The sequence below is a fragment of the Streptomyces sp. NPDC000878 genome, assembly GCF_053599695.1.
This window is the reverse complement of record NZ_JBSFMT010000037.1, coordinates 77,308-100,781: the sequence shown is the minus strand read 5'-3', so window position 1 is coordinate 100,781 and position 23,474 is coordinate 77,308. Positions and strand designations below refer to the sequence as shown.

Annotated in this window: 22 protein-coding genes and 1 pseudogene; 15 read left to right on the top strand and 8 right to left on the bottom strand. The window is 69.9% G+C overall.

The window, feature by feature from the left end:
* Positions 1 to 578 precede the first annotated feature (578 nt).
* Together ACWDR4_RS28875 and ACWDR4_RS28870 are read right to left on the bottom strand one after the other, a co-directional pair.
* Positions 579 to 863 carry a hypothetical protein gene (locus ACWDR4_RS28875; protein ID WP_450413019.1) on the bottom strand — a complete coding sequence of 95 codons (285 nt, stop codon included), beginning with the start codon at positions 861 to 863 and terminating at the stop codon, positions 579 to 581.
* Positions 864 to 866: 3 nt separating this feature from the next.
* Positions 867 to 980, bottom strand: a pseudogene (locus tag ACWDR4_RS28870) (transposase); the annotation flags it as partial.
* Between the two features lie 254 nt (positions 981 to 1,234).
* Between ACWDR4_RS28870 and ACWDR4_RS28865 the strand changes: the two are divergent.
* Complete coding sequence (locus tag ACWDR4_RS28865; RefSeq protein WP_450413015.1) at positions 1,235 to 1,783, top strand: hypothetical protein; 549 nt, start codon at positions 1,235 to 1,237, stop codon at positions 1,781 to 1,783.
* Positions 1,784 to 2,218: 435 nt separating this feature from the next.
* Here the strand turns inward: ACWDR4_RS28865 and ACWDR4_RS28860 are convergent, their stop codons facing one another.
* From ACWDR4_RS28860 to ACWDR4_RS28850, 3 genes are read right to left on the bottom strand one after another with little or no spacing between them, the layout of a single operon-like run.
* Positions 2,219 to 2,998, bottom strand: coding sequence for an SDR family oxidoreductase (locus ACWDR4_RS28860; protein WP_450413014.1), 780 nt, complete (start codon positions 2,996 to 2,998; stop codon positions 2,219 to 2,221).
* Positions 2,995 to 4,248: an NAD(P)/FAD-dependent oxidoreductase gene (locus ACWDR4_RS28855; RefSeq protein WP_450413013.1), complete on the bottom strand. Its 1,254-nt coding sequence runs from the start codon at positions 4,246 to 4,248 to the stop codon at positions 2,995 to 2,997. Before ACWDR4_RS28855 ends, ACWDR4_RS28860 begins: the two co-directional genes overlap by 4 nt.
* Positions 4,232 to 4,429 carry a ferredoxin gene (locus ACWDR4_RS28850; protein ID WP_450413012.1) on the bottom strand — a complete coding sequence of 66 codons (198 nt, stop codon included), beginning with the start codon at positions 4,427 to 4,429 and terminating at the stop codon, positions 4,232 to 4,234. The genes ACWDR4_RS28855 and ACWDR4_RS28850 overlap by 17 nt, the downstream gene beginning before the upstream one ends.
* A gap of 104 nt (positions 4,430 to 4,533) precedes the next feature.
* Here ACWDR4_RS28850 and ACWDR4_RS28845 point away from each other — a divergent pair, with 104 nt between their 5' ends.
* A complete protein-coding gene (locus ACWDR4_RS28845) occupies positions 4,534 to 5,181 on the top strand; it encodes a GntR family transcriptional regulator (protein ID WP_450413011.1) in 648 nt (215 codons plus the stop codon).
* 14 nt (positions 5,182 to 5,195) lie between these two features.
* Here ACWDR4_RS28845 and ACWDR4_RS28840 read toward each other — a convergent pair whose 3' ends face one another.
* Genes ACWDR4_RS28840 through ACWDR4_RS28830 form a run of 3 tightly spaced genes read right to left on the bottom strand, consistent with a single transcriptional unit; the run spans position 5,196 to position 9,245 of the window.
* Complete coding sequence (locus ACWDR4_RS28840) at positions 5,196 to 6,689, bottom strand: aldehyde dehydrogenase family protein (protein ID WP_450413010.1); 1,494 nt, start codon at positions 6,687 to 6,689, stop codon at positions 5,196 to 5,198.
* Positions 6,682 to 7,941 carry a cytochrome P450 gene (locus ACWDR4_RS28835; protein WP_450413009.1) on the bottom strand — a complete coding sequence of 420 codons (1,260 nt, stop codon included), beginning with the start codon at positions 7,939 to 7,941 and terminating at the stop codon, positions 6,682 to 6,684. The genes ACWDR4_RS28840 and ACWDR4_RS28835 overlap by 8 nt, the downstream gene beginning before the upstream one ends.
* On the bottom strand, positions 7,941 to 9,245 hold the full coding sequence (locus ACWDR4_RS28830; protein WP_450413008.1) for a glutamine synthetase family protein: 1,305 nt from the start codon (positions 9,243 to 9,245) through the stop codon (positions 7,941 to 7,943). Before ACWDR4_RS28830 ends, ACWDR4_RS28835 begins: the two co-directional genes overlap by 1 nt.
* 167 nt (positions 9,246 to 9,412) lie before the next feature.
* Here ACWDR4_RS28830 and ACWDR4_RS28825 point away from each other — a divergent pair, with 167 nt between their 5' ends.
* The 13 genes from ACWDR4_RS28825 to ACWDR4_RS28765 all read left to right on the top strand — a co-directional run bounded on the left by ACWDR4_RS28825 (position 9,413) and on the right by ACWDR4_RS28765 (position 23,324).
* Positions 9,413 to 10,174, top strand: a complete 762-nt coding sequence (locus ACWDR4_RS28825) for a gamma-glutamyl-gamma-aminobutyrate hydrolase family protein (RefSeq protein WP_450413007.1) — start codon at positions 9,413 to 9,415, stop codon at positions 10,172 to 10,174.
* Positions 10,175 to 10,233: 59 nt separating this feature from the next.
* A complete protein-coding gene (locus tag ACWDR4_RS28820; RefSeq protein WP_450413006.1) occupies positions 10,234 to 11,742 on the top strand; it encodes an APC family permease in 1,509 nt (502 codons plus the stop codon).
* A gap of 71 nt (positions 11,743 to 11,813) precedes the next feature.
* Positions 11,814 to 12,638 (top strand): HpcH/HpaI aldolase/citrate lyase family protein, encoded by an 825-nt coding sequence (locus tag ACWDR4_RS28815; protein ID WP_450413005.1) that lies wholly within the window; start codon positions 11,814 to 11,816, stop codon positions 12,636 to 12,638.
* Complete coding sequence (locus tag ACWDR4_RS28810; RefSeq protein ID WP_450413004.1) at positions 12,635 to 13,645, top strand: hypothetical protein; 1,011 nt, start codon at positions 12,635 to 12,637, stop codon at positions 13,643 to 13,645. The genes ACWDR4_RS28815 and ACWDR4_RS28810 overlap by 4 nt, the downstream gene beginning before the upstream one ends.
* On the top strand, positions 13,638 to 14,825 hold the full coding sequence (locus ACWDR4_RS28805; RefSeq protein ID WP_450413003.1) for a CaiB/BaiF CoA transferase family protein: 1,188 nt from the start codon (positions 13,638 to 13,640) through the stop codon (positions 14,823 to 14,825). The genes ACWDR4_RS28810 and ACWDR4_RS28805 overlap by 8 nt, the downstream gene beginning before the upstream one ends.
* Entirely contained in the window at positions 14,822 to 16,261 is a 1,440-nt protein-coding gene (locus ACWDR4_RS28800; protein WP_450413002.1) for an NAD-dependent succinate-semialdehyde dehydrogenase, read from the top strand. Before ACWDR4_RS28805 ends, ACWDR4_RS28800 begins: the two co-directional genes overlap by 4 nt.
* 45 nt (positions 16,262 to 16,306) lie before the next feature.
* Complete coding sequence (locus ACWDR4_RS28795; protein WP_450413001.1) at positions 16,307 to 17,572, top strand: aminotransferase family protein; 1,266 nt, start codon at positions 16,307 to 16,309, stop codon at positions 17,570 to 17,572.
* Positions 17,573 to 17,648: 76 nt separating this feature from the next.
* Positions 17,649 to 18,659, top strand: coding sequence for an adenosine deaminase (gene add / locus ACWDR4_RS28790; protein ID WP_450413000.1), 1,011 nt, complete (start codon positions 17,649 to 17,651; stop codon positions 18,657 to 18,659).
* Positions 18,660 to 18,760: 101 nt separating this feature from the next.
* Positions 18,761 to 19,864, top strand: coding sequence for an ABC transporter substrate-binding protein (locus ACWDR4_RS28785; protein WP_450412999.1), 1,104 nt, complete (start codon positions 18,761 to 18,763; stop codon positions 19,862 to 19,864).
* A gap of 40 nt (positions 19,865 to 19,904) precedes the next feature.
* Positions 19,905 to 20,774, top strand: coding sequence for an ABC transporter ATP-binding protein (locus ACWDR4_RS28780; protein ID WP_450412998.1), 870 nt, complete (start codon positions 19,905 to 19,907; stop codon positions 20,772 to 20,774).
* Positions 20,771 to 21,547, top strand: coding sequence for an ABC transporter permease (locus ACWDR4_RS28775; protein WP_450412997.1), 777 nt, complete (start codon positions 20,771 to 20,773; stop codon positions 21,545 to 21,547). Before ACWDR4_RS28780 ends, ACWDR4_RS28775 begins: the two co-directional genes overlap by 4 nt.
* The gene (locus ACWDR4_RS28770; RefSeq protein ID WP_450412996.1) at positions 21,544 to 22,404 is read left to right on the top strand and encodes an ABC transporter permease; all 861 of its coding nucleotides are present in this window, start codon (positions 21,544 to 21,546) and stop codon (positions 22,402 to 22,404) included. The genes ACWDR4_RS28775 and ACWDR4_RS28770 overlap by 4 nt, the downstream gene beginning before the upstream one ends.
* A gap of 476 nt (positions 22,405 to 22,880) precedes the next feature.
* Positions 22,881 to 23,324: an HIT family protein gene (locus tag ACWDR4_RS28765; protein ID WP_450412995.1), complete on the top strand. Its 444-nt coding sequence runs from the start codon at positions 22,881 to 22,883 to the stop codon at positions 23,322 to 23,324.
* The last annotated feature ends 150 nt before the right edge of the window (positions 23,325 to 23,474 follow it).

Below are 23,474 nucleotides of genomic sequence, written 5' to 3'. Positions count from 1 at the left end.
GTCGGCGGAACGGCACTGCTGAGCCTCTGGGCACGCCAGACGTTCCTGCCGAGCGAGAACACCAGAAACGACGACTGAGTTCTCGTTCGGCTGTCCTCCCTGCTGCGGCCGCTTCTCCTCGTGTCCCTGGCTGGAGGAGGAGGGTGAGGTCAGGGCGCAATGCGCGGCGCGAACGCCCCAGGATCGGGGCGTGCCGACCGGGCCGCGCGTCGGCAGGCCCCCGCGGCGCGCGCTGCCGCACAGGGGGTGTCGGTGGGCCGTTCATCCGGCATGATCCCCGGCGACGTCCCACGCCGGTCCGGACGCTCTGTCCGGGCGATCACCCGCCGTTCCAGCACCGTCTCGGCCTCCCCGTATTACCCAGGAGCGCTTTGGGGGAAGCCGGCAGGAGCACAGAGAAAGGGGCAAGCAGGACGTCGAGACGTTGGGCCTGGGAGGGCGCCGCGCTCGTGATCCAGCTGAGCAGGGCACTGGTGTTGTCGTCGGGCAGGGTGAGCGGCGGCCGAGCGGGCAGGGCTCGAGTCGACGAGCAGAGGGGGCGCCTGCCTGCACGGCTGAGCCGCGCCCACCGTCCGCTTCTACGGGCTGGGGCTGGGTCCCTGCGGGGGGTCTGCCGGTTCGGTAACCGGTCCGGGAGGCGGTGGGGTGTTGCCGCCGCGGTTGAGCCAGGCGCGGATCGCCCCACCGTCGTAGATGACGACGTAGTCGGCTGTGTCGTCGTTGTCGACGTCGGCGAACCGGAGAAGGTTCAGGTTGGCGTCGGCTACTCCTGGTGCCCAGCTCAGCTTCTCCGACCAGATCGGCTGGAGGCTGCCCGGTGTGCGAATGTTGAAGTACGCGTGCACTTCGCCGGTTTCGCCCACGCGCATCCCGTTGATCACTGGACGGCGGCATTGCCAGCGTCCACCCCGGCCGCGATTCGCCGGCAAGTGCGGCTCCAGCCGAGCCCACTCGTCATTCGAGAGATCCCCCCGCCCCATGTCCCACGGAACGAGTTTCCAACCGGAGCGTCACACGACCCATCGGACACGGCCTAGGGTGTTCACGAACCGGGCTGACCAGGCATGGCAGAAGCGGCTGGAGATCGATTGTCACTCGGTCCCGAGCCGTTGGCCCAGGACGCCGACGGCGCCCTGTCCCGCGCCTCAGGGGTGCATGTGGCTTCGAGTGGTTGGCCGTGTCCCGCCTATGCTCACCTCGGCTCGCTGATGGTGAGAGCGGTAAGGGGGAAGGCGTGCTGAAGGGGCTGGGCTTCTTCGAAGAGCTCGGGTACGCGGGCGTATTGGCGAATGGGTCGCTGCGGATGCAGGTTCAGCCGGTCGGCGAACCGGATGAGGCGCGCATCGTGGAGTACCTGGATGCCGGCCACAGGATCACGGCGGTCATGGAGGCAGGCGTCGACGTCCTCGCAGGTTCGGTTCATCGCCACACGTCCGGTTGCTCCTCGCTGGTCACCGACGGCGAGTGGATGTGGCGGGCCGACTTCGCGCACTACCTGGAGACGTACCACGTGCCCCTGCCGGCAGCTTTCACTGCACGGGTCCGAGGGTTCCGTCATCAGATGCCGGACCTGGACAGTGCGGACTTCGCTCCGCGCTGCAACGACACTCTGCTGAACCTTGGATGGCGCTCGGCCGGTCTTTGGGATGCTGCGCAAGAAGTTCTCCGCCCGCGGCCGCGGGCCGTGCTTACTCGGGCGGAGTTCGTGGCACGGGCTCGGCAAGAGCAACCGGCCGGCCCCTGGGGAAGATCAGCACGAAAGCCTCGGCGACCCAAGGGATAGCACCCCGCTCGAAGGCGGGCGGGACGCCCCGGCGCTCGATGCGGTCAAGGGGCGTTGTCAGTGTCGATGGGTACGGTCGGCATCATGACACCGACTCCTGACTCCAGCTCTGTGCCGACTTCCCCTCTCCTGAGGTGAGGAGCGGCCATGGGGCCGGCGATCGGGTGCGCAGTGGCTTCGCCCCGTAGGTGAATCGGCCGATGTGATGAGCGGGCGTTTCATGGTCGTCGGGACAGTGGAACGATGAATGAACAGCCTTGTCGGGCAGTGGTGTCGGGGGTTTCGTTTGCAGGCGGACACGCGGCGGATCCAGACGGCGGTACTGGGTGGAGCGGAGTCGGAGGTGCCCCTGCTCCTGCCGCTGGATGCGTTCGAGGTGGACGCTTTCCGGCAGCGCCACATCGAGGACACGTTCTGGTGCGGCCCGAGGTCTGATCATGTTCGGTGGACGTCGGGGTGGTCCAGCAGGGCTTCGGCCCCTCCGTCGGCCACGATGTCGGTGCCGTTCACCCAGCGAGCCGCGTCGGAGCAGAGGAAGGCGATGACCTCGGCGATGTCCGCCGGCTCGCCGTGCCTGCCGATCCGGGTCCGCACGTCGTCGAGCAGCGTGGCACTCAGCGACGCGTAGAAGTGCGCCAGGAGCGGTGTCGACACCGCGCCCGGGCTGACCGAGTTGACACGGATCCCCTCGCCGACGACGCGTGCGGCAAGCTCCCGGGTGTAAAGGGTGAGAGCTTGCTTGGACAGTCGGTAGGAGTCCATGCCGCGCGCCACCTCGCGGCGGATCCAGACGTCGCCATCGGTGAAATCGGTGAGCGCCAGAAGCTCGCCGAGCAGCTCCTGGTGCTCGCGCCAGCCGACGCCGACCGTCGAGGCCACGTTCACCACGAACGACCCGCGCACCATGCGCGGCAGCAGCGCCTCGGTGAGCCGGATCGGGGCGAGCGTGTTGACCCGGACGACCGTGCCGGGGTCGACGGTGCTGGGCACCCCGGCGACGTTGATCACCCCGCGCACCTGCCCCGGCACGGCCGCGACCGCGGCGTCGATCGACGCGGGGTCACTCAGGTCGCAGTGCACGAATGTGTGCCCCGGGGCGATGGTGCCGGGGTCGTTGCGGTCCAGGACGTGGACCTGCTCGTCGGCGAGCAGGTCCAGTACCGCACGGCCGATGCCCGATGCGCCTCCGGTGAGGAAGACGGTGCCGGTGGTCACGATCTCACTCCTTGTTCTTCGTGCGCGGGTTCGGCGACGAGCCGCTCGGCGAGCTCGACGGCCTCGCCGAACGGGGCGCGCGTCATCACGAGCCTGCGGAATTTCATGATCAGATCCGGTCGGTCCAAGGCGAAGACCATGCCGATCCGGTCGCCGTCGGGATGCAGGGAGACGAAGCGCAGGCCTTCGAGGTCCCCGACCACGTGCGGTTCGTCCGCCTCGCCCGGCACGCCGAGCGCGGCCAGCCGCTTGCCGTACTGGTCGGACCAGAAGTACGGGACGACCGAGCAGGGTTTCGGGGTGTCGGCGACAGCGTTGCGTGCCGCCGCCAGGGCCTGCTCAGAGGCGGCGGTCCAGGCCTGCAGGCGCATCCGTCTGCCGTAGAGCGGGTTGGTCCAGGTGGCGACATCGCCCGCCGCCCAGATTCCGGGGTGGCCGGCGTTGAGGGTTTCGTCGCAGACCACGCCGTCGCTCAGGTCCAGCCCGGAGCCCTCCAGCCAGTCGGTGTCCGGGCGTACCCCGACGCCTACGACGACGACGTCGGCGGGCAGCCGGGTGCCGTCGGTCAGCCGTACGGATGTCACCGCCGGGGTGCCCTCCAGTGCTGCGACGCCGGCGCCACAGCGCAGCGTGACACCGTGGAGTCCGTGCAGCCGACCGCACACCTCGCCGATCGTCGGCCCGAGCGCGCGGGCGAGCGGGGCGGGCGCCGCCTCGACCACCGTCACCCGGGCACCGAGCTCGGCCGCGCTCGAGGCGACCTCGGCGCCGACGAAGCCGGCGCCGACCACGACGACGTCCCGGGCGCGCAGCAGGTCGTCCCGCAGAGCCAGCGCGTCGTCGACGGTCCGCAGCAGGTGCACGCCCTGCTGCGGGGCGCCGCCGTGCGGGAGCGCGGCCGGGCGTGAGCCGGTGGTGACCAGCAGCGAACCGAAGGGCAACCGCGCGCCGTTGAGCACGACTTCGCGGGCATCGAGGTCCAGGCCCATGGCCGGGGTGCCCAGCCGCAGGGTCACGCCGAGGTCCGCCAGGTGCTCCTCGGTGCACAGCCCCAGAGCGTTGTGCTCGACCATGCCGGTGAGGAGATCCTTGGACAGCGGCGGCCGGTTGTAGGGGAGGTGCTCCTCCGCCCCCACCAGGACGAGCTCGCCCTTGAAGCCGGCCCGCCGGACGCCTTCGACGGCGCGCAGGCCGGCGAGGGAGGCCCCGACGACCACGACCGGACCGGGCCGCTCACTCATGGTCGTCATGAAGGGTGATCGCACCGGTCGGGCATCCCTGAGCGGCCTCGTGAACGCTGTCGAGGCCAGCCGTCGGGTGGTCCTCGCGGAGGGCGAGTGTGCCGTCCTCGCGCACTTCGAACACCGTGGGTGCCAGGCCCTCGCATATGCCGATGCCGATGCACTTGTCGTGGTCGACGGAGATTCTCACGAGGCTATCCTTTCGTATTTCGTATACCGTGCTCTCAGTACGGTATGCGATGATGGAGGGCGCTCTTGACTGCCCTACGTTTGCCTTGAATTGGGAGTGATCCAGTGGCGATCCAGCCTGTCGGTCCGCGAGCCGAGTCCCTTGCGGAGCTGGCCTACGACCGGCTCTGTGAGGCGCTGCTGGACGGAGCCCTCGGCCCCGGGGACCGTCTGGTGATGGACCGGCTGGCCGAAGAGCTCGGGATCAGCCGGACCCCGGTGCGTGACGCCCTGCGCCGCCTCGAGCGCGAGCGGGTCATCCGCTCCACCGGCGGCAAGGGCTACGAGGTCCGGCCGATCGACGACGACGAACTCGACCACATGTACAAGGCCCGCGAGGCCGTCGAGGGCTATGCGGCGGAGACCGTCGCCGCCGCGCCCGAGGAGGTCCGCGACAAGTTCGCCGTCGCGTTCACCGCCACCACCCGGCTGCCCATGACCACCCCGCGGGAGGTGTACGCGGCCAACCGGGGGATCCACCGCAGTGTCCTGGAGGCCACGGGCAACCGGCACCTCACCGAGATGTTCGACCTGGTGTGGAGCCGCGGACTGGCGACGCAGATCTGGGCCGACCTGATCAAGAACGGGATGTCGGGGAGCGAGGACTTCGCCGCAGCCCACGCCGATCTCCTCGATGCGATCATGTCCGGGGATCCGGACGGAGCGCGGCGGGCCGCCATCGCGCATGTACGCGAGGGCCGCCACCTGCACTGACGTCCGGGAGCGGTTCATGGTCCGAACATGACCCCCTTCGGCTGAAGATAGCCGTCCAGGCTCGCGCGACCCAGTTCGCGGCCGCTGCCCGAGCGGCGGTATCCGCCGAACCCGATCGCCGGGTCCAGCCGGCCGACGGTGTTGACCCACACCGTCCCGGCCCGCAGGGCCCGGCTGACCCGGCGGGCCCTGCCGACGTCGCGGGTCCAGACCGCGGCCGCCAGGTCGTAGGCGGAGTCGTTCGCCAGGCGCAGCGCATCGGCCTCGTCGTCGAACGGGATGACCGCCAGGACCGGGCCGAAGATCTCCTCCTGAGCGATCCGCATCCGGTTGTCGACGTCGGCGAACACGGTCGGGGGGACGTAGAACCCCTTGTCGGGCACCGGCTTGCCACCGAGGACCAGCTCCGCGCCGGCGCCGACACCCAGGTCGATGTACTCCTGGACCCGGGCCTGCTGCTCGGCCGAGACCAGCGGGCCGAGCTGCGTGCCGGTGTCGAGCGCCGGTCCGATGCGCAGGCTCGCGCCGATCTCGACGACTCGCTGGAGCACCTGGTCATGCACGGAGCGTTCGACGAGCAGCCGGCTCGGGGCCATGCAGACCTGGCCCGCGTTCTCCCAGATGCCCTCGGCGGCATTGGCGGCGGCCGTCGCGAGGTCGGCGTCGGCGAAGACGATGTTGGGCGTCTTGCCCCCGAGCTCCAGGCTGACCCGCTTGAGCGAGCGCGCGGCCTCGACGGCGATCGACCGGCCGACCGGGTCGGAGCCGGTGAACGCGATCTTGACGACACACGGGTCGCGGACCAGGGCGGCGCCCGCCGTCTCACCCCGGCCGGTCAGGACGGTGAGCACACCCGGCGGGATCCCCGCCTCGAGCGCCAGCTCGCCCAGCCGCAGTGCGGTCAGCGGGCTCTGCTCGGCCGGTTTGAGCACGAGCGTGTTGCCCGCGGCCAGCGCGGGGCCGACCTTGTGCGCGGCCATGACCAGCGGGAAGTTCCACGGCACGATGGCCGCGCACACGCCGATCGGCTCCAGATCGGTGTAGGCCCAGTAGGGGGCGCGCACCGGGTTGACACTGCCCTCGATCTTGGTGGGCCAGCCCGCGTAGTACCGCAGGGCGGCCACGACGCCCCCGACCGAGTCCACCGACTCGGTGATCGGTTTGCCCATGTCGAGGCTCTCGAGTTCGGCGAGCGTCGTCGCGTCGGCCTCGACCAGTTCGGCGAGCCGGTAGAGGAGGTGGGCGCGTTTCGCCGGGTCCAGGCCGGTCCAGCGGCCGTCGGCGAACGCCTCGGCGGCGACGCCCACGGCGCGCCGGGCATCGGCGTCGTCACCGGCCGCGAACTCGAGCAGGGTGGCGCCGGTGCTGGGGTCGACGCAGGGAAGTGTGGCGCCCGAGAGGGCGGTGACGTCCGTACGGTCACCGAGGACGAAGCCGCGGTCGCGGCTGAGGAACGAGGTGGTGCCGGGGGTGATACCGGCGGGCAGCGGGGCGCGGGACTCAGACATGGCGCACCCGCACGGGAAGGGACTTGATGCCGTTGGTCAGGTTGGAGCGCGTGCGCACGACCGGGCCGGTCAACTCGATGGAGGTCAGCCGCTCGGCCAGCATCCGCAGCGTGGTGGCGATCTCGAGCCGGGCCAGGCCGTTGCCCAGGCAGAAGTGCTTGCCGCCCCCGCCGAAGGCCACGTGCTGGTTCGGACTGCGGCCCACATCGAAGCGGTACGGGTCCTCGAACACCTCCGGATCCCGGTTGGCCGAGATGTACCACATGATGACCTTGTCGCCGGTGCGGATCTGTTGGCCGCCCAGCTCGACATCGCGGGTGGCGGTGCGCCGGAAGTGGTGCAGCGGGGTGGCCCAGCGCAGCACCTCCTCGGTGGCCAGGGGCAGCAGCGAGGGGTCCTCGCGCAGGCGCTGGAACTCGCCGGGATTCTCCGCGAGCGCCTGGATCGCGTGGGAGAGCGCCATCCGGGTGGTCTCGTTGCCGGCCACGACCAGCATGGAGAAGTAGTTGTCCAGCTCGCGCGGGGTCAGGTCCCGGCCGTAGATGTGCCCGGTCATGAGCAAGGAGAAGGTGTCGTGGCCGAGGTTGCCCCGGCGGCGCTCGCGCAGTCCGTCCGCGTACTCCCACAGGTCCTTGCCGGCGGGGCTGGAGAACGGGTAACCGGCGAACCGTGCGTCCGGGCCGCCGATCGACGCGGTGCGCGGGGCGTGGTCCGGGTCGCTGCCGGCGATCATCTCGTCGCCGAGCTTCATCAGGGTGGTGCGGTCCTCGTGCGGCAGGCCCAGCAGTTCGCCGAGCACGGTGATCGGGATGACCGAGCAGAGCTGCTCGACGGCATCGAGTTCGCCGTCCGCGAGCGCGGAGTCCAGCGTGCTCGCGACCAGCTCCTCCACGAACGTCGTCCAGTCCTTGTGGACGGCGGCCGGGGTGAACCGCGGGCTGATGATCCGCCGCATCTGGGTGTGCAGGTCGCCGTCGGTGTCGATCAGCGTGCGCCGGGCCTCGACGTTCTCCGGGTCCGCGATGTCCTCCATCGTGGTCCCGCCGACCTGCGACGAGAAGGTCTCCGGGTCGCGGGTGACGGCGACGACGTCCGCATGCCGGGTCACCGACCAGTAGCCGGCCTGTACGCCGTCGGGTTCGTGCCAGTGCACCGGGTCCTCGCGGCGCAGAGTGTCGAAGGTCGCGTACGGTATGCCGTTCTCGAAGGTCCGGTCGTCGAGGGGACCGATCTCGAGCGGGGCGGTCTTCACTAGAACACTCCCAGGTAGCGGTTGCGCTCGACGTCGGTGACCGGCGCCGTCACCATCCGGTATTCGTAGCGGCAGGTGTCGACGTAGACGTCGAGCAGATCCTTGGTGAACGTGCGCCGGGCCAGCGCGCTCTGCTCCAGCAGCGTCGAGCCCTCCTCCACGGTGGTCGGCAGCCGTACCGCGGTCGGCTCGGTGTAGGCGTCGCCGGTGCACGGTGGGGGCGGGGTCAGGCCCTCGCGGATACCCGAGAGCCCCGCGGCCAGCTGCCCGGCCACGGCCAGGTAGGGGTTGCAGTCCGCGGCCGCGTCGCGCTGTTCGACGCGGGTCGCGCCGCCCGCGGTGATCGCACGGATGGCGACGGTCCGGTTGTCCGTGCCCCAGGAGACCGTCGTCGGACAGAAGGTGTTGTCCTGCCGGCGCTTGAAGTCGTTCGCGGTGGGGGAGCCGAGGAGGCTGAGGTCGCGGATGTTCGCGTGCAGGCCGGCCACGTACCGCAGGGCGGTCTCGCTGAGGCGGTACTCCGCGGCGTCGTCACGGAAGGCGTTGACGCCGTCCTTCCACAGCGACTGGTGCACGTGCATCCCGCTGCCGGACAGCTCGTCGAACGGCTTGCCCATGAAGGTGGCGAGGTAGCCGTGCTGACGGGCGATCTCCTTGACCGCGCTGCGGAAGCGCACGCCGTTGTCCACGGCGTCGAGGGCGTCCTCGTAGCGCAGGTTGACCTCGAACTGGCCGGGGGCGTACTCGATGTTCGACGCCTCGACCGGCACGCCGAACTCCAGCAACTGGTTCCGCAGCGGCGCCAGGATCTTCTCCTCGAACCCGCCGTCGTCGACGGCGTAGCAGTTCACGTCGGTTTCGTGCGGCCGTCGGGTCCCCGGGTCGAGGAGATAGAACTCCATCTCCAGGGCGAGCTTGGCCGTGTAGCCGAGTTCGGCGAACTCGGCGAGGACCGAGCGCAGTGCGCCCCGTGGGTCCAGCGACGACGGCGTGCTGGCCGTGTCGAGGACCTGGCCGAGCACCTGGACGGTGCCGGGGCGCCAGGGGAGAGCACGCTCGGTCCCGGGGACCGGCAGGACGGTGACGTCCGGGTAGCCGGTCTCCATGCCGCCGATGGGGGTCTCGTCGCGCAGCTCGCAGCGCGCGCCCCAGACGAGGGCGGCCACCGAGAGCGCGATTCCCTCGTCCTTGACCGTGTCCCAGCGGGAGGCCGGGATCCTCTTGCCGCGCAGGACACCGTGGTTGTCCGTGATCACGACCTCGACCGTGTGTGTGCCGGGAGGCAGGTCCGCGAATGACGTCATCGATCGATCGCCCTTCAGTGTCTCCGGCGGGATCCGGCCCAGGTGACGTCCTGAGCGGGTCCGGCCGCTGTTGTCGGTGACACCGGCGTCCGTGCGCCGGGAAGAGGCGCACAAAGCCAGTGAAGACGGGCATTGACGCATACCGAATTTCGTATACCGTACCCGGTGTGTCTGACTATCACAACAACCCAATTCCCCGGATAGCGCTCACCTCCTGGCTGCGCGGTGTCGAGACTCCCCCCGTCGGCCGCCACCCGCTGGTGACGGCCGGGGCCGACTATGTGGGCCACGTCCAGCGGGCCGGCGGGGTCGCCGTCGTGCTGCCGGAGGCCGAGCCCTCGCACGCGGAGGCCGCCCTTCATGGCGTGCACGGCCTTGTGCTCATCGGAGGGCGGGATCTCTCGCCCACGTCGTACGGCCGTGACCCCGACGGTCGCAGCGAAGACGTCTCCGCCTCGGCCGACGCGTTCGACCTGGCCGTCTGCCGGGAGGCGCTCGCGACGGGCATCCCCGTGCTCGCGATCTGCCGCGGCATGCAGGTCCTCAATGTGGCCCTGGGCGGCACGCTCAGTGAGGACGTCGCCGACCAGACATCCCTGCGGCACAGGGCCGAGGGCGGGACCCCGGAGCAGGTTCTCGGTTTCCGGCACCCCGTGTCCGCGATCGCGGGCTCGGTACTCGACAAACTCTACGGCCGACGGTTCGAGGTCAACAGCATCCACCACCAGTGCCTCCTCGACGTCGCCCCGGCGCTCGCGGTCACGGCGCGCTCGGACGACGGGATCGTCGAAGGCGTGCAGTCGGCCGGGGAGCACCCGCCCCTCGCGGTGGGGGTGCAGTGGCACCCGGAGAAGCTCGAGACGGGTGCGCCGCTCTTCGACTGGCTGATCGGCGCCGTACATGCCCGGCTCGGAACCGTTGACGGCTGAAGTCCGGCCAGCTAGCTTCACATACCGAATACGGTACTCGAAATTTGAGGAGCGCCCAGATGAACCCACACGGCCCCTCCGCCGCCGTCCCCAGCGCACCTCAGGTGACGGGGGCGGACGAAACCGCCCCCACCGCCCAGCTGCGCGGAGACTCTGTGGGCGCGACCGGCATCGCCTTCTTCGTCGTGGCGGCAGCGGCTCCCCTGACGTGCGTCATCGGCATCACCCCGCTGTCGTTCGCCTTCGGCGTCGGTACCGGAGTGCCGTTGACCTACCTGATCACGGGGATCATCCTGACGATCTTCGCCGTCGGGTACGTCGCGATGAGCAGGCACATCCCGAGCCCGGGCGCCTTCTACGCCTACATCGCCCACGGCCTCGGCAAGCCCGCCGGTGCCGGGGCCGCGTTCGTGTCCCTGCTCGCCTACCTCGTCGGCATGGCGGCGCTGGCGGCCTTCGCCGGATTCGTCCTCAGCGGTTCCCTCGCCACCTGGTTCGGCTGGAACGTGCACTGGTACGTGTGCGGCCTGTTGATCCTGCTGCTGACCACGGTCATGAGCGTCAGCGAGATCTCGCTCGGCGCGAAGGTGCTCGGCGCGCTGATGCTGGTCGAGGTCTCGGTCCTGCTGGTCCTCGGCGTCGCGATACTCGTGCAGGGCGGGGCCTCCGGAATCTCGGCGGACTCGCTGAGCCCCGATGCCGTCCTCAACGGCGGACTCGGCATCGGACTCGCCTTCGCCTACGCGTCCTTCATCGGCTTCGAGCAGACGGCGATCTACGCGGAGGAGGCCCGCGACCCGGTGCGCTCCATCCCGCGCGCCACCTACCTCGCGCTCGGCGCGATCACGCTCTTCTACGTCTTCGTCTCATGGACGCTCGTGCAGGCCTACGGAGCCGACGACGTCGTCGGCGCGGCGACAAGAGCCCCGGCCGACTTCGTCTACATCGCCACCGGGACCTACCTCGGCGACGCGTGGAACGAACTGCTCGCCGCCCTCATCGTCACCAGTTCCTTCGCCGCGGTGCTCGCCTTCCACAACGCGACAGCCCGCTACTTCTTCTCCCTCGGCCGGGAAGGGCTCATCCACCGGTCCGTCAGCCGCACCCACGCCCGCTCCTCGTCGCCGCACGTGGCGAGCCTGCTCGTGGGAGCCGTGCAGATCGTCTTCCTCGGCGCCTGCGCGGCCCTCGGTGCGGACCCGTTCCTGGAGGTCTTCTCCTGGGGCGCCGCCGCGTCGGCGGTGGGGATGATCCTCCTTCAGGCCGTGTGCTCGCTCGCGGTCGTCGGCTACTTCCGCCGCACCCGCCTGGAGACCCGGCTCTGGCACAGCCTGGTGGCGCCGGTCCTCGGCTTCGCGGGCCTGGGAGTCACCCTCTACCTGATCGGTGCCAACTTCGATCTCCTGGTCGGCACGGACACCGGACTCGCCGGCGTGCTCGTACCGGGCGTCTACCTGCTGATCGGCCTGCTCGGCTGCGGCTACGCCGGGTGGCTGCGGGCGCACCGCCCGGACCGCTATGCCACGTTCGCCGGCCACTCGGTGGCCACAGAGCCGAGCGAAGCATGAACCGCGATGTCCGTCCGCCGCTGTTTCGGCGGTCCCACGACTCGCCCGACCCCTTCGAGGTGCACGCCGACATGACGCAGATATCCCTCCGCACCGTTCTGGCGGTACCGGCTTCCTCCGAGCGGTTCCTCGCCAAGGCGCAGAAGTCGACGGCGTCCGCACTGATGGCCGACCTCGAAGACGGGGTCGCCGAGCACGACAAGCACCAGGGCCGGCTCTTGGTGGGGCGATGGGCCAAGCGACTCGGCACCCCGAAGCGCCGGCTGTGGCTGCGGGTCAACGCCACCGAATCGCCCCACCTGGCCGCCGATCTGGCGGTGCTGCACGACGTGGCGGACAGCGTCGACGCTCTCGTACTGCCCAAGGCCACCACGGATGCCGTCGCCGAAGTGTCGAGCAGGACCGACCTGCCGCTTGTGGCGCTGATCGAGACGGCCGACGGAGTCGAGAACGCCTGGCACATCGCGCAGCACCCGGCCGTCCGGGCCCTCATGTTCGGAGAACTGGACTACCGCGCGCAACTCGCCCTCAGCGGAGGCCTGCACGCCGACAACACCTCCTGGGCGCAGGCCCGGATCGTGAACGCCGCGGCCGGTGCCACCATCCCGTCGATCGCCGGACCCACCGTCTCCGTCGACGACGAGCAGCTCCTCGCATCGAACTGCGCCCGCCAGGCCGGCCTCGGCTTCACCGGCAAGCTCTGCATCCATCCCGCCCAACTCGCCATCGTGCAGGCTGCGTTCGGCCCGGACGCCGCGATGGTGGCGCGCGCCCGCCGCATCCTCGGCGCCGTCGGAGACGGGCAGGCCACCGGCGCGATCGCCGTCGACGGCGACATGGTCGACCAGCCGGTCATCGCCCGGGCCCGCCGGATACTCGCGGAGGCGAGCCAATGAACACCACCCCACCCCTGGACGGGCCCTACGGCGACGACTTCGTCATGGGCGTGCCCCTCCCGGCCGCCCCGGCCATCACCGTCGACGAGGGTCTGGCCGCCCAGTACCAGGCCATCAGCGGTGACCCCGCCCGCCTGGCGCTGAGTGCCCCCCTGTCGTACGTCACCACCGGCATGGCCTCCCGCGTGGTCAACTCGGCTCTCGCGCTGCAGATCGCCATCGGCCAGTCCACCGTCGCCACCCGGATCGTCATCGCCAACCTCTTCTACCGCGACGTGACGCTGCACCGGCAGGTCCCCCTGGGGACGACGCTCACCTCGACCGTCACACCCGTCGCCCGCACCTTCACCCGCGACAACGGCCAGGGACGGCGCGCGAAGGTGCTGCTGTCGGTCGAGACCCGCGACGAACACGACGCGCTGGTCGCGTCCCTGGAACGTCTCGCCCTGCTACCCGTCCGCGACCAGAACCGGTTGGCGGAAGTGGGAGACATCGGCAGCGCGGCCTCCGACCGGCCACTCGCATCCCTCCTTCCCGCAGTACCGAAGGACTGGGACCTGTCGCGTCTGTCGAACGAGCCGCTGCCGTCCGCGGGGTGGAGCGCCGACGACCCGCTGCGCGACTCGATCAGCGGCGCCCTGGACCTCGTCCGACTCACCCAGAACCAGGCCGCAGCACACCGTGACCCCGCCCGCGGCCAGAACGGGCGGCGCCTGGTCTACGGGGGCCACGTCGTCGCCCTCGCCCAGGCCTCCCTGAGCCGCCTGGTGCCGGGACTGGCGGCAGTGGTCGGGTGGCGATCCTGCACCCACCTCGCCCCGTCCTTCGAGGACGACCTGCTGACCTTCCACATCACCTGCGACGAGGTGCTCGCGGTGGACGGCGGTGCACTGATCGCCCTGCGCGTGCTGGGGCGGGCTCTGCGGCCGGCCCGCGAGCCGGTCGACGTCATCGACTTCCGCCCCGTGGCCCTGGTCGCCGGAACGATCGGAGACAACCGTGGCTGACGGACTGAAACTGCTCGACGGCGTCCGCGTCGTGTCGCTGGAGCAGTTCATCGCCGCACCGTACTGCACCCAGATGCTCGCCGACGCGGGCGCCGAGATCATCAAGATCGAACGGCCGGGCACCGGAGACCCCCGCCGCTGGTACGACCCCAGGATCGGCCCGGACGACGACTTCATCAGCGGCGGCTTCGCCTCCTACAACCGCGGCAAGAAGTCCGTGGAACTCGACCTCTCCACCGAGGGCGACCGCCGGATCCTCCACGAGCTGCTCGAATCCGCGGACGTCCTCGTCAGCAACCTGCGTCCGGGCTCCCTGGACCGCCAGGGCCTGGCCCCCGCCCTGCTGCGCGAGCGGCACCCGCGGCTGGTGATCTGCGAGATCTCCGGCTTCGGCACCTCCGGCGGCCCCTACGCCGACTGGCCCGCCTTCGACTCGGTCATCCAGGGCATGAGCGGTCTTTCCAGCCTCGTCGGCGAGGCGGACGGGCCGCCCGGACTCGCTCCGATGGGCAGCATGGACCTCCTCGCGGGCGTCTACGCCACCATCGGCGTGCTCACCGCGCTGGTCGCCCGCTCCTCCACCGGATCGGGCGCCCATGTCGACGCCGCGATGTACGACATCGGCGCGGCGTTCCTGGAACGGCCGCTCACCCTGCATGAATGCACCGGTGAGACCCCCACCCGCGGTATCGACCACTTCAGCCCCGTCGGAGCGTTCCGCGCCGGAGACGGCCAGTGGGTGTCCATCGTCATTCCCACCGACGAGATGTGGCGCCGCTGCTGCGTCGCGCTCGGTGCCCCTGAACTGGTGAACGATCCTGAACTCGACACCACGCTCAAGCGCGCCGAGCGCATGAGCGACACCATCGTGCCGCTCCTGGAGAAGTGGGCCGAGGACAAGGACCGCCACGAGGCCGTGGCCGTCCTGCGCACCGCCGGACAGCCCGCGGGCGCCGTGCAGACCATCGCCGACGTCCGTGCCTGCCCGCAGCTCGCCCACCGGGGCCTCTTCGCCGTCATCGACGACGAACGGGCCCGGCACGACGACGGCACCCCCCTCAGCCTCCCCCGCCTCCCCCTGCTGTTCGACGGTCGGAGCGCCCGCCCCGGCCCCGTCCCCCGACTCGGTGAGAACAACGACGAGTTCCGCCTCCCGCACCCCTCGGAGGTGTCCCAGTGATCCCCGCCACGCCCACCGACCTGTACATCGACGGGGCCTGGCGACCCGCGGCCGACTCCGGCACCCTCACCGTCGAGGACCCCGCCACGGGGCAGGTCATCGCGGCGGTCGCCGACGCCACCGTCCACGACGGCCGGGCCGCGGCCGCCGCGGCAGCCGCCGCGCTGCCCGCGTGGCGCGAGCGGGCACCCAGGGAGCGCGCCGAGATCCTGCGCAAGGCCTACGAACTGATGATCGCGGCACAGGGTGAGATCGCCGCCCTCATCACGGCCGAGAACGGCAAGACCTCCGCCGACGCCCGGTCTGAAGTCGGCTACGCGGCGGAGTTCTTCCGCTGGTACGGCGAAGAAGCGGTACGCGTCGCCGGTCACCTCAGCCAGGCGCCGAGCGGCGACAAACGCATCATCGAGATCTCCCAGCCGGTCGGAGTGGCGCTGCTGCTCACCCCGTGGAACCTCCCCGCCGCCATGATCACCCGCAAGGTCGCACCCGCTCTCGCAGCGGGCTGCACCGTCATCGTCAAGCCGTCCCACCAGACCCCGCTCACCGCGTTGTTCCTGGCCCGGCTGCTCACCGAGGCGGGCGTGCCCGACGGCGTGGTCAACGTGATACCGACGGCTCGGGACATCACCGTCGTCGCCGACCTCATCGACGCGGGACCGGTCCGCGCACTGTCCTTCACCGGCTCCACGCGCGTGGGCAGCGTCCTGCTCGGCCAGGCCGCGCACCGGGTGCTGAAGACCTCCATGGAACTCGGCGGCAACGCCCCCTTCATCGTGTTCCCCGACGCCGACCTGGAAGCGGCCGTCTCCGGCGCACTGGTGGCCAAGATGAGACACAACGCCGAGGCCTGCACCGCGGCCAACCGGTTCTACGTGCACGCCTCTCTGCACGACGCGTTCGTCGCCCGGCTGGCCGAGCGTCTGTCCGCGCTGAAGGTGGGGCCCGGCACGGACCCGTCCGTCCAGGTGGGCCCGATGGCGTCCGCCTCCGCCCGGGAATCCCTGGCGAAGGCGGTACAGTCCGCCGTCGACTCCGGTGGCCGCGTCGCCCTGGGCGGTGACCGGCAGGCCGGGCCCGGGTACTACTTCCCGCCGACGCTGATCGACGCCGTCCCCGCCGACGCCCCCGTCCTCGACCACGAACTGTTCGGACCGGTCGCCCCCGTCGTCTCCTTCGACTCCGAGGACGACGTGATCAGCATGGCCAACAGCACCGAGATGGGCCTGGGCTCCTACCTCTACACCCAGGACGTACGGCGCGGTCTGCGCGTGGCGGAGCAACTGGAGGCAGGCATGGTCGGCCTCAACACCGGCGTGCTCTCCGACCCCGCCGCCCCCTTCGGCGGCGTCAAGCAGAGCGGCATCGGCCGCGAGGGCGGGCGCCACGGCATCCACGAGTTCCTCGAGACCAAATACATCGCCACCCAGTGGTGAGATCCGACTCAAGGCCATCGTGACCGGCCCGCAAGGAGAACCGCCATGCCCAGCACCACCCTCAACGGTCTGTCCGCACACTGGCATCCCTTCCAGAACATGTCCGCCCCGCTGGACCCTCTCGTCCTCACCGATGGCGTGGGCGTCTGGATGACAGCGCGGGACGGCAGCCGTTACCTCGACGCCACCGCCGGTCTGTGGTTCTGCCACGCCGGCTACGGCCGCCGCGAGATCGCGGACGCGGTGCACGCCCAACTGCTGCGCATGCACGCCTACTCCACCTTCGGCGACTACTCCAACGAGCCTGCCGAGAACCTGGCACAACGCCTGTCCGACCTGGCGCCCGGCGGCCCGTGGAAGGTCCTCTACACCAGTGGTGGGTCCGACTCCGTCGAGACCGCCGTCAAATACGCCCGCCGCTACTGGAACCTGCGCGGTTACAGCGAACGCACGGTGATCCTCAGCCGACGGGACTCGTACCACGGCATGCACGCGGCAGCCACCGACATCAGCGGCATTCCCGCCAACCGGATCGGCTACGGCACCCTGCTGCCGGATCACCACCTGATCGCCCGCGACGACGCCCAAGCCCTGGAAGACGCCATCAAGGAGCATGGCGCCGAGCGGATCGCCGCCTTCGTCTGCGAGCCGATCATCGGGGCCGGCGGTGCCCACTTCCCGCCCCCCGGCTACCTCACGGCGGTCGCCGAGATCTGCCGACGGCATGACGTCCTGTTCATCGTCGACGAGGTGACCACGGGGCTCGGCCGTACCGGCACGTGGTTCGCCAGTGAAGGCTTCGGTGTGGAACCCGACCTCCTGCTCTGCGCCAAGGGCCTGACGAGCGGCTATATGGCCCTGGGGGCGGTCCTCGTCCATCACCGCAGAACGGCACCGTTCTGGGACGGCGGCGAAGTCTTCCGGCACGGCTACACCTACAGCGGTCACGCGGCAGCGGCCGCGGCCGCACTCGCCAACCTCGACTACCTCACCGACCACGGCCTCCTGGCGGCGGCCAAGCGCATCGAGGACCGACTGCCGCGCGTTCTCGGCGATCTGACGGACGAGGCAGTGGTGCAGAGCGTACGCACGGGCCCCGCCGCCCTCGCCGGCGTCCAGATCGACCCGCGGCTGGTGAGGGAGGATCCCTCGCTCGTACCCCGTGCCGTGCGGGCCGTGCGCGAAGCCGGCGTCCTCACCCGTGCGTTCGCCTGCGGCGCCCTGCAGATATCACCCGCACTGTGCATCACCGACGAGGAACTGGAGGCTCTGGCGACCGGAGTGCGCAAGGGCCTGAGGAGCCTGAGCTGAAGACCGGCAGCCCGGGCTCCCGCCGAATTCGAGATATGAGCCACTCGACGCTCTTCCCTCACACCCCGGAGGATCCATGACAGACCTGACCGAGTTCATCTCCCATCTGCCCAAGTGCGAGCTGCATGTGCACATCGAGGGCACGCTGGAGCCGGAGCTGAAGTTCGCGCTCGCCGCCCGGAACAACATCGCGCTGCCCTACGCCGATGCCGACGAGATGCGGGCAGGCTACGACTTCCACGACCTGCCGTCGTTCCTGGCCTGCTACTACGAGGGCATGCAGGTCCTGCTCACCGAGGCGGACTTCTACGACCTGATGTGGGCGTACCTGAGCAAGGCACAGGAACAGAACGTGCGGTACGCGGAGATCTTCTTCGACCCGCAGGCGCACACCTCGCGGGGTGTGTCGTTCGGGACGGTGATCCGGGGCCTTCGGCGGGCGCTGATCGACGCGCGTCGGCTGCTGGATGTGCGGGCGCAGCTGATCATGTGCTTCGTGCGGGACTTCCAGGCCGAGTACGCGATGGCGACGCTGCTGGAGTCGCTGCCGTACCGGGAGTGGATCATCGGGGTGGGGCTGGACTCCGACGAGCGCGACAACCCGCCGGAGAAGTTCGCCGCGGTCTTCGCCCGCGCGCGGGCCGAGGGATATCAGCTCACCATGCACTGCGACGTGGACCAGGTGAACTCCGTCGACCACATCCGCCAGTGCCTGGACGTGATCGGCGTCGACCGCATCGACCACGGCGCGAACTGCCTGGAGAGCGAAGACCTTCAGAGGGAGATCAAGGCGCGCGGCCTGGGCCTGACCGTCTGCCCGATCTCCAACAGCTATGTGCGCGGCCCCGACGGGCCGGCCGTCGTCCGCCAGATGCTCGACCGCGGCCTGCGGGTGACCGTCAGCTCCGACGATCCCGCCTACATGAACGGCTACGTCACCGAGAACCTGCTCGCGGTGCAGGCCACCACCCCGCTGTCCCCGGCAGAACTCGTACAGCTCCAGCGCAACGCCTTCGAGATCGCCTGGCTCTCCGACGCCGTCAGGGACGGCTACCTCGCCGAGCTGGACCGTTACGCCACCCCGTAGCGCCACGGCACTTCGACAAGGCCGAACCAGCCACCACACCGACTCACGCGTGTCCTCACAGCTGCCGGGTTCCTCCGGCACCGAAGAAAGGAGCTTGTCCCATGACCAGCGAAGGCAGACACCACCGTGCCGGGCGCACGTTCTCGGAGTACCGGACCGACCGCAGGCGTTTCCTGCTGCGCGGTATGCAGTTGGGCGGAGCGGTGATCCTCGGCGGCCCGCTGCTCGCGGCCTGCGGCTCCGACTCCTCGGCTTCGTCCGGCTCGGATTCCAAGGGCTTCGGTGAGCTGACGCTGCGGCTGTCCTGGATCAAGAACGTCGAGTTCGCGGGCAGCTACATCGCCGACAGCAGGGGCTACTACACCGAAGAGGGCTTCTCCAAGGTCACCCTGATCGGCGGCGGCCCGTCGGCCACGCCGATGGAGACCGACGTCGTCACCAAGAAGGCTCTGTTCGCCATCAGCGCGCCGGACATCACCGGTGCGGCGATCGCGAAGGGCGCAGCACTGAAGATCATCGGTGCGCAGTACCAGAAGAACCCGTTCTGCGTGATGTCGATGGCGAAGGCCCCGATCACCGAGCCGGAGGACATGTACGGCAAGAAGATCGGCGTCCAGGCCAGCAACGAGGCGATCTGGGCCGCGTTCGTCAAGTCCGCCAAGATCGACGAATCGAAGATCACCAAGGTGCCGGTGCAGTTCGACCCGCTGCCGCTGACCCAGGGCACCGTCGACGGCTGGTTCTCGTTCGTCACCAACGAGCCGAACACGCTGCGCCTCAAGGGCTTCGAGGTCGAGACCATGCTGCTCGCCGACCACGGCTACCCACTGGTGTCGGAGGCGTACATCGTGCGGCAGGACACCATCGACACCAAACGCGACCTGGTCAAGGCGTTCCTGCGCGCGGAGATCAAGGGCTGGAAGGCCGGCGTCGACGACCCGGCGCTCGGCGCGAAGCTCGCCGCCAACACCTACGGCAAGGGGCTCGGCCTCACCGTCGCCGAGCAGACCCTGGAGTCGAAGGATCAGAACAGCCTGATATCCACCGCCGACACCAAGGCCAACGGCCTGTTCACGATCACGGACAAGCTGATCGAGGAGAACATCGCGACCCTGAAGGTCGGTGGCCTGGACATCACGGCCGACGAGCTGTTCGACCTCTCCCTCCTCGAAGAGGTCTACAAGGAAAACCCCACTCTCATCTGACACCCGTCGCCCCCACACCAGCAGAGGAGGTCAACAACTGATGAGCACCACAGCCAAGGAACCGCCCGCACCCTACGAGGCACCTCCCGAAACCCCCGACGGCCCCGCTCCGGCGGAGGCCGGTACCGGTCTGTCCCTGCGCGGGCTGAGCAAGGAATTCCGGCTCGGGCGGCGCAGAGTGCCCGCGCTCGACGCCGTCGACCTCGACACCGGGGAAGGGCAGTTCCTGACGCTGCTCGGCCCTTCCGGCTGCGGCAAGTCCACCGTCCTGCGGATCCTCGCCGGTCTCGATACGCCGACCTCGGGCACGGCACTCGTACACGGCGAGGGTCCGGAGGCCGCCCGCAAGCGCCACCACCTGGGCATCGCCTTCCAGGACGCGGCGCTGTTGCCCTGGCGGTCGGTGGCCGCCAACATCCGCCTGCCACTGGAGATCAGCGGCATCAGGCCCGACCCGGCGGCGATCACCGACCTCATCAAGCTGGTCGGCCTCGAAGGCTTCGAGAAGGCCCGCCCCGCCCAGCTCTCCGGCGGCATGCGGCAGCGCGTCGCCATCGCCCGCTCGCTGGTCGTGGACCCGAAGGTACTGCTGCTCGACGAGCCCTTCGGCGCCCTGGACGACATGACCCGCCAGCGGCTCAACCTCGAACTCCAACGCATCTGGCAGGCCCGCGCGGTCACCACCCTGCTGGTCACCCACTCCATCAACGAGGCCGTCCTGCTCAGCGACACCGTCGCCGTCATGTCCCCCCGGCCCGGCCGCATCGTGGAGACCGTCACCATCGACCTGCCCCGCCCCCGCTCCCCGGAGATGATGCGCTCGCCCGAATTCCACGCCTACGCCGACCAGCTCTCCGAACTGCTCTTCGGACGCTCGGGCGCGGAAGACCCGGCAGGGGACGCCTCGTGAAGCCGCGCTCCACATGGGCCGGGGGCACGGTCGGCATCGCCGTCGTACTCGGGGCCTGGGCCCTGCTCGCCACCACCGTGCTCGGTGTCGGCGACGGCGTGCCGACGCCGTGGGCAATAGTGAGTCAGCTCTTCAAGGACGGCTGGACCTTCTACGGCCCGCACATCATCCAGACCACCGGCGAGGCCCTCACCGGCTACCTGATCGGCAACGCACTGGCCCTGGGCCTCGCGGTACTGGTGATTGCCGTGCCCGTACTGGAACGGGTGGTCACCCAGATAGCCGTGGCCTCGTACTGCCTGCCCATCGTCGCGATCGGCCCGATCCTGTCCCTCGTCCTGGACGGGGACAAGCCGATGGCGGCCATGGCCGGCCTCTCGGTCTTCTTCACCACCCTGGTCGGCGCCCTGCTGGGGCTGCGGTCCGCCGACCACGCCTCGCTCGACCTGGTGCGCGCGTACGGCGGCGGACGCTGGCAACAGATGCGCCGGGTACGTGTCATGGCCGCGCTGCCCAGCACCCTGGCCGCACTCAGGATCGCCGGACCGGCCGCGGTCCTCGGCGCGATCATCGGCGAGTACCTCGGCCGGGTGGACAGCGGCCTCGGCATCGCCATGACCATCGCCCAACAGCAGCTCGACGTGCCCCGCACCTGGGGCATCGCCCTGGTGTCCGGCGCGGTGGCGGGCGTCGTGTACGGAGCGGTCGGGCTCGTCGCCCGCTTCACCCTGCCGTGGTCGCGCACGACGACAGTGGAAGGCGGAGGAGCATGAGCACCGCACCTGTGGACACAGGCCTGAACGCGACCGCGCAGGGCACCTCCGGGGACCTGCCGCGGAGGATGGCGGCCATGCTGCGGCCCTTGGCGAACGTGGTCGTGACGATGGCGGCCGTCGTCATGCTTTGGATGATCTTCCTCCAGATCTTCCAGCTCGACGCCCTGGTCGCCAAGTCTCCCGCCGACGTGTGGCGTTACCTCTTCGAGGGCGGCCAGGCCGGCGCCCACCGCTCCCACCTCGCCTCCGGTCTCGGCCGCACCCTGGGCGACGCCGGGCTCGGCTTCGCTGCGGGGCTGGCGGGCGCGGTGGCGGTCTCCCTGATCTTCGTCCTGTCGCGCAGCGTCGAGCAGGCGGTCCTGCCCATCGCGGTCGTCGTACGGTCCGTGCCCCTGGTGGCGATGACCCCGCTGATCACGCTGGTCTTCGGCCGCGGCCTGCTCGGCACCACCGTCATCAGCGGCCTGGTGGTCTTCTTCCCCGCCCTGGTCACCCTGTCCTTCGGTCTGCGCTCCGCCTCCCGGCAGGCAGCCGACCTGTGCCGGGCGCACGGCGGCGGCGACTGGGTCGTGGCCCGCAAGGTGATGCTGCCGAGCGCCGTGCCCGCGTTCTTCGCCAGCGCCCGGGTCGGCGTGCCGGGCGCGCTGATCGGGGCGATGCTCGCCGAATGGCTCTCCACCGGCCAGGGTCTCGGCTACGCCATGCTCCAGGACTCCTCGACCTTCGACTACGACCACCTGTGGGCCTCGGTCGCGGTACTCACTCTCGCCTCGGCGCTCGCCTACAACATCATCGCGGCCGTCGAGGCCATTGCCCTGGCCCGCTTCGCCCCCAACTCCCGCCCAGGCAGATGACGTCCCGGTGAACCCACGGCTCTTCTTGAAGATCCCCTTTTCGCCGCTCCCGCGGCACGCTGGTGGACCCGGCAGGTCCCACGGGCCGTACTGCTCGGGCACATCGAGCCAGCGGGCACCGGTCCCGGGGCACGGGCGTTGGACGGGGTGGACGTCGATGCCGAGGCGGGCGCCGTGGTCGATGGCGGTGGTGCGGTCCACTCACCGAAAGTCGCTGGATCGGCGACGAGTCCGCTTTCCGCGAGTGGGATGACATCCCGGACACCCACGTGACGTGTCTCCCGTGGGCAGGACCGATACGGCCACTCTCCCGGTCGGAAAGGACGACACCCCTGATCGAGACCGGCACCGAGTCGTACCGCCTGGCTCGGACCAAGGCCCGACGGAATGGTGCCGGGTGAAAGTCGCTCGCGCCTGGCTGCCGCTTCTGATGGTGTGAGCGGCACGAGGTACTCGGGTCTTGAGGGGGACAGGCTGTGACGGACGACGGATGCATCTTTTGCGCAATAGCGAGAGGTCAGGCGGACGCCAGCATCGTCCACGAAGACGAATCGGTGATCGCTTTCATGGATCTCCAGCCCGTCACCCCGGGCCACTTGCTGGTCATTCCCAAGGTGCACGCGGTGGGACTGGACGATCTTCAGGAGGACGTCGGCGTCCAGGTCTGGAAGGTTGCGCATCAGCTCGGACGCGCACTGCGCCGATCAGGCTTGCGATGTGAGGGCGTCAACTTGTTCCTTGCGGACGGCGAAGCAGCCTTCCAGGAGGTTTTCCACGTTCACCTGCATGTCTTCCCCCGCTTCACAGGTGATCCATTTCGTATTGATGCTGACTGGCGCGTGCAGGAGCGAGACCAGCTCGACAGGACGGCTGCTGCTGTCCGTGGCGGCCTCGCTGCCCTCGACACCAGGCAACACTGACGAGGATCGCTTTCCGGGCCGGACACTCCTTGACGCCGACGTCCGTGCGGGCACGATGCCGGCGTGTGGGATGACGCCACCGGCCGGCCCTGTCCAGGGCGACGTTCACACCGACCTTCACCACCGGCTCGGGCCGTACCGGCGTGACGG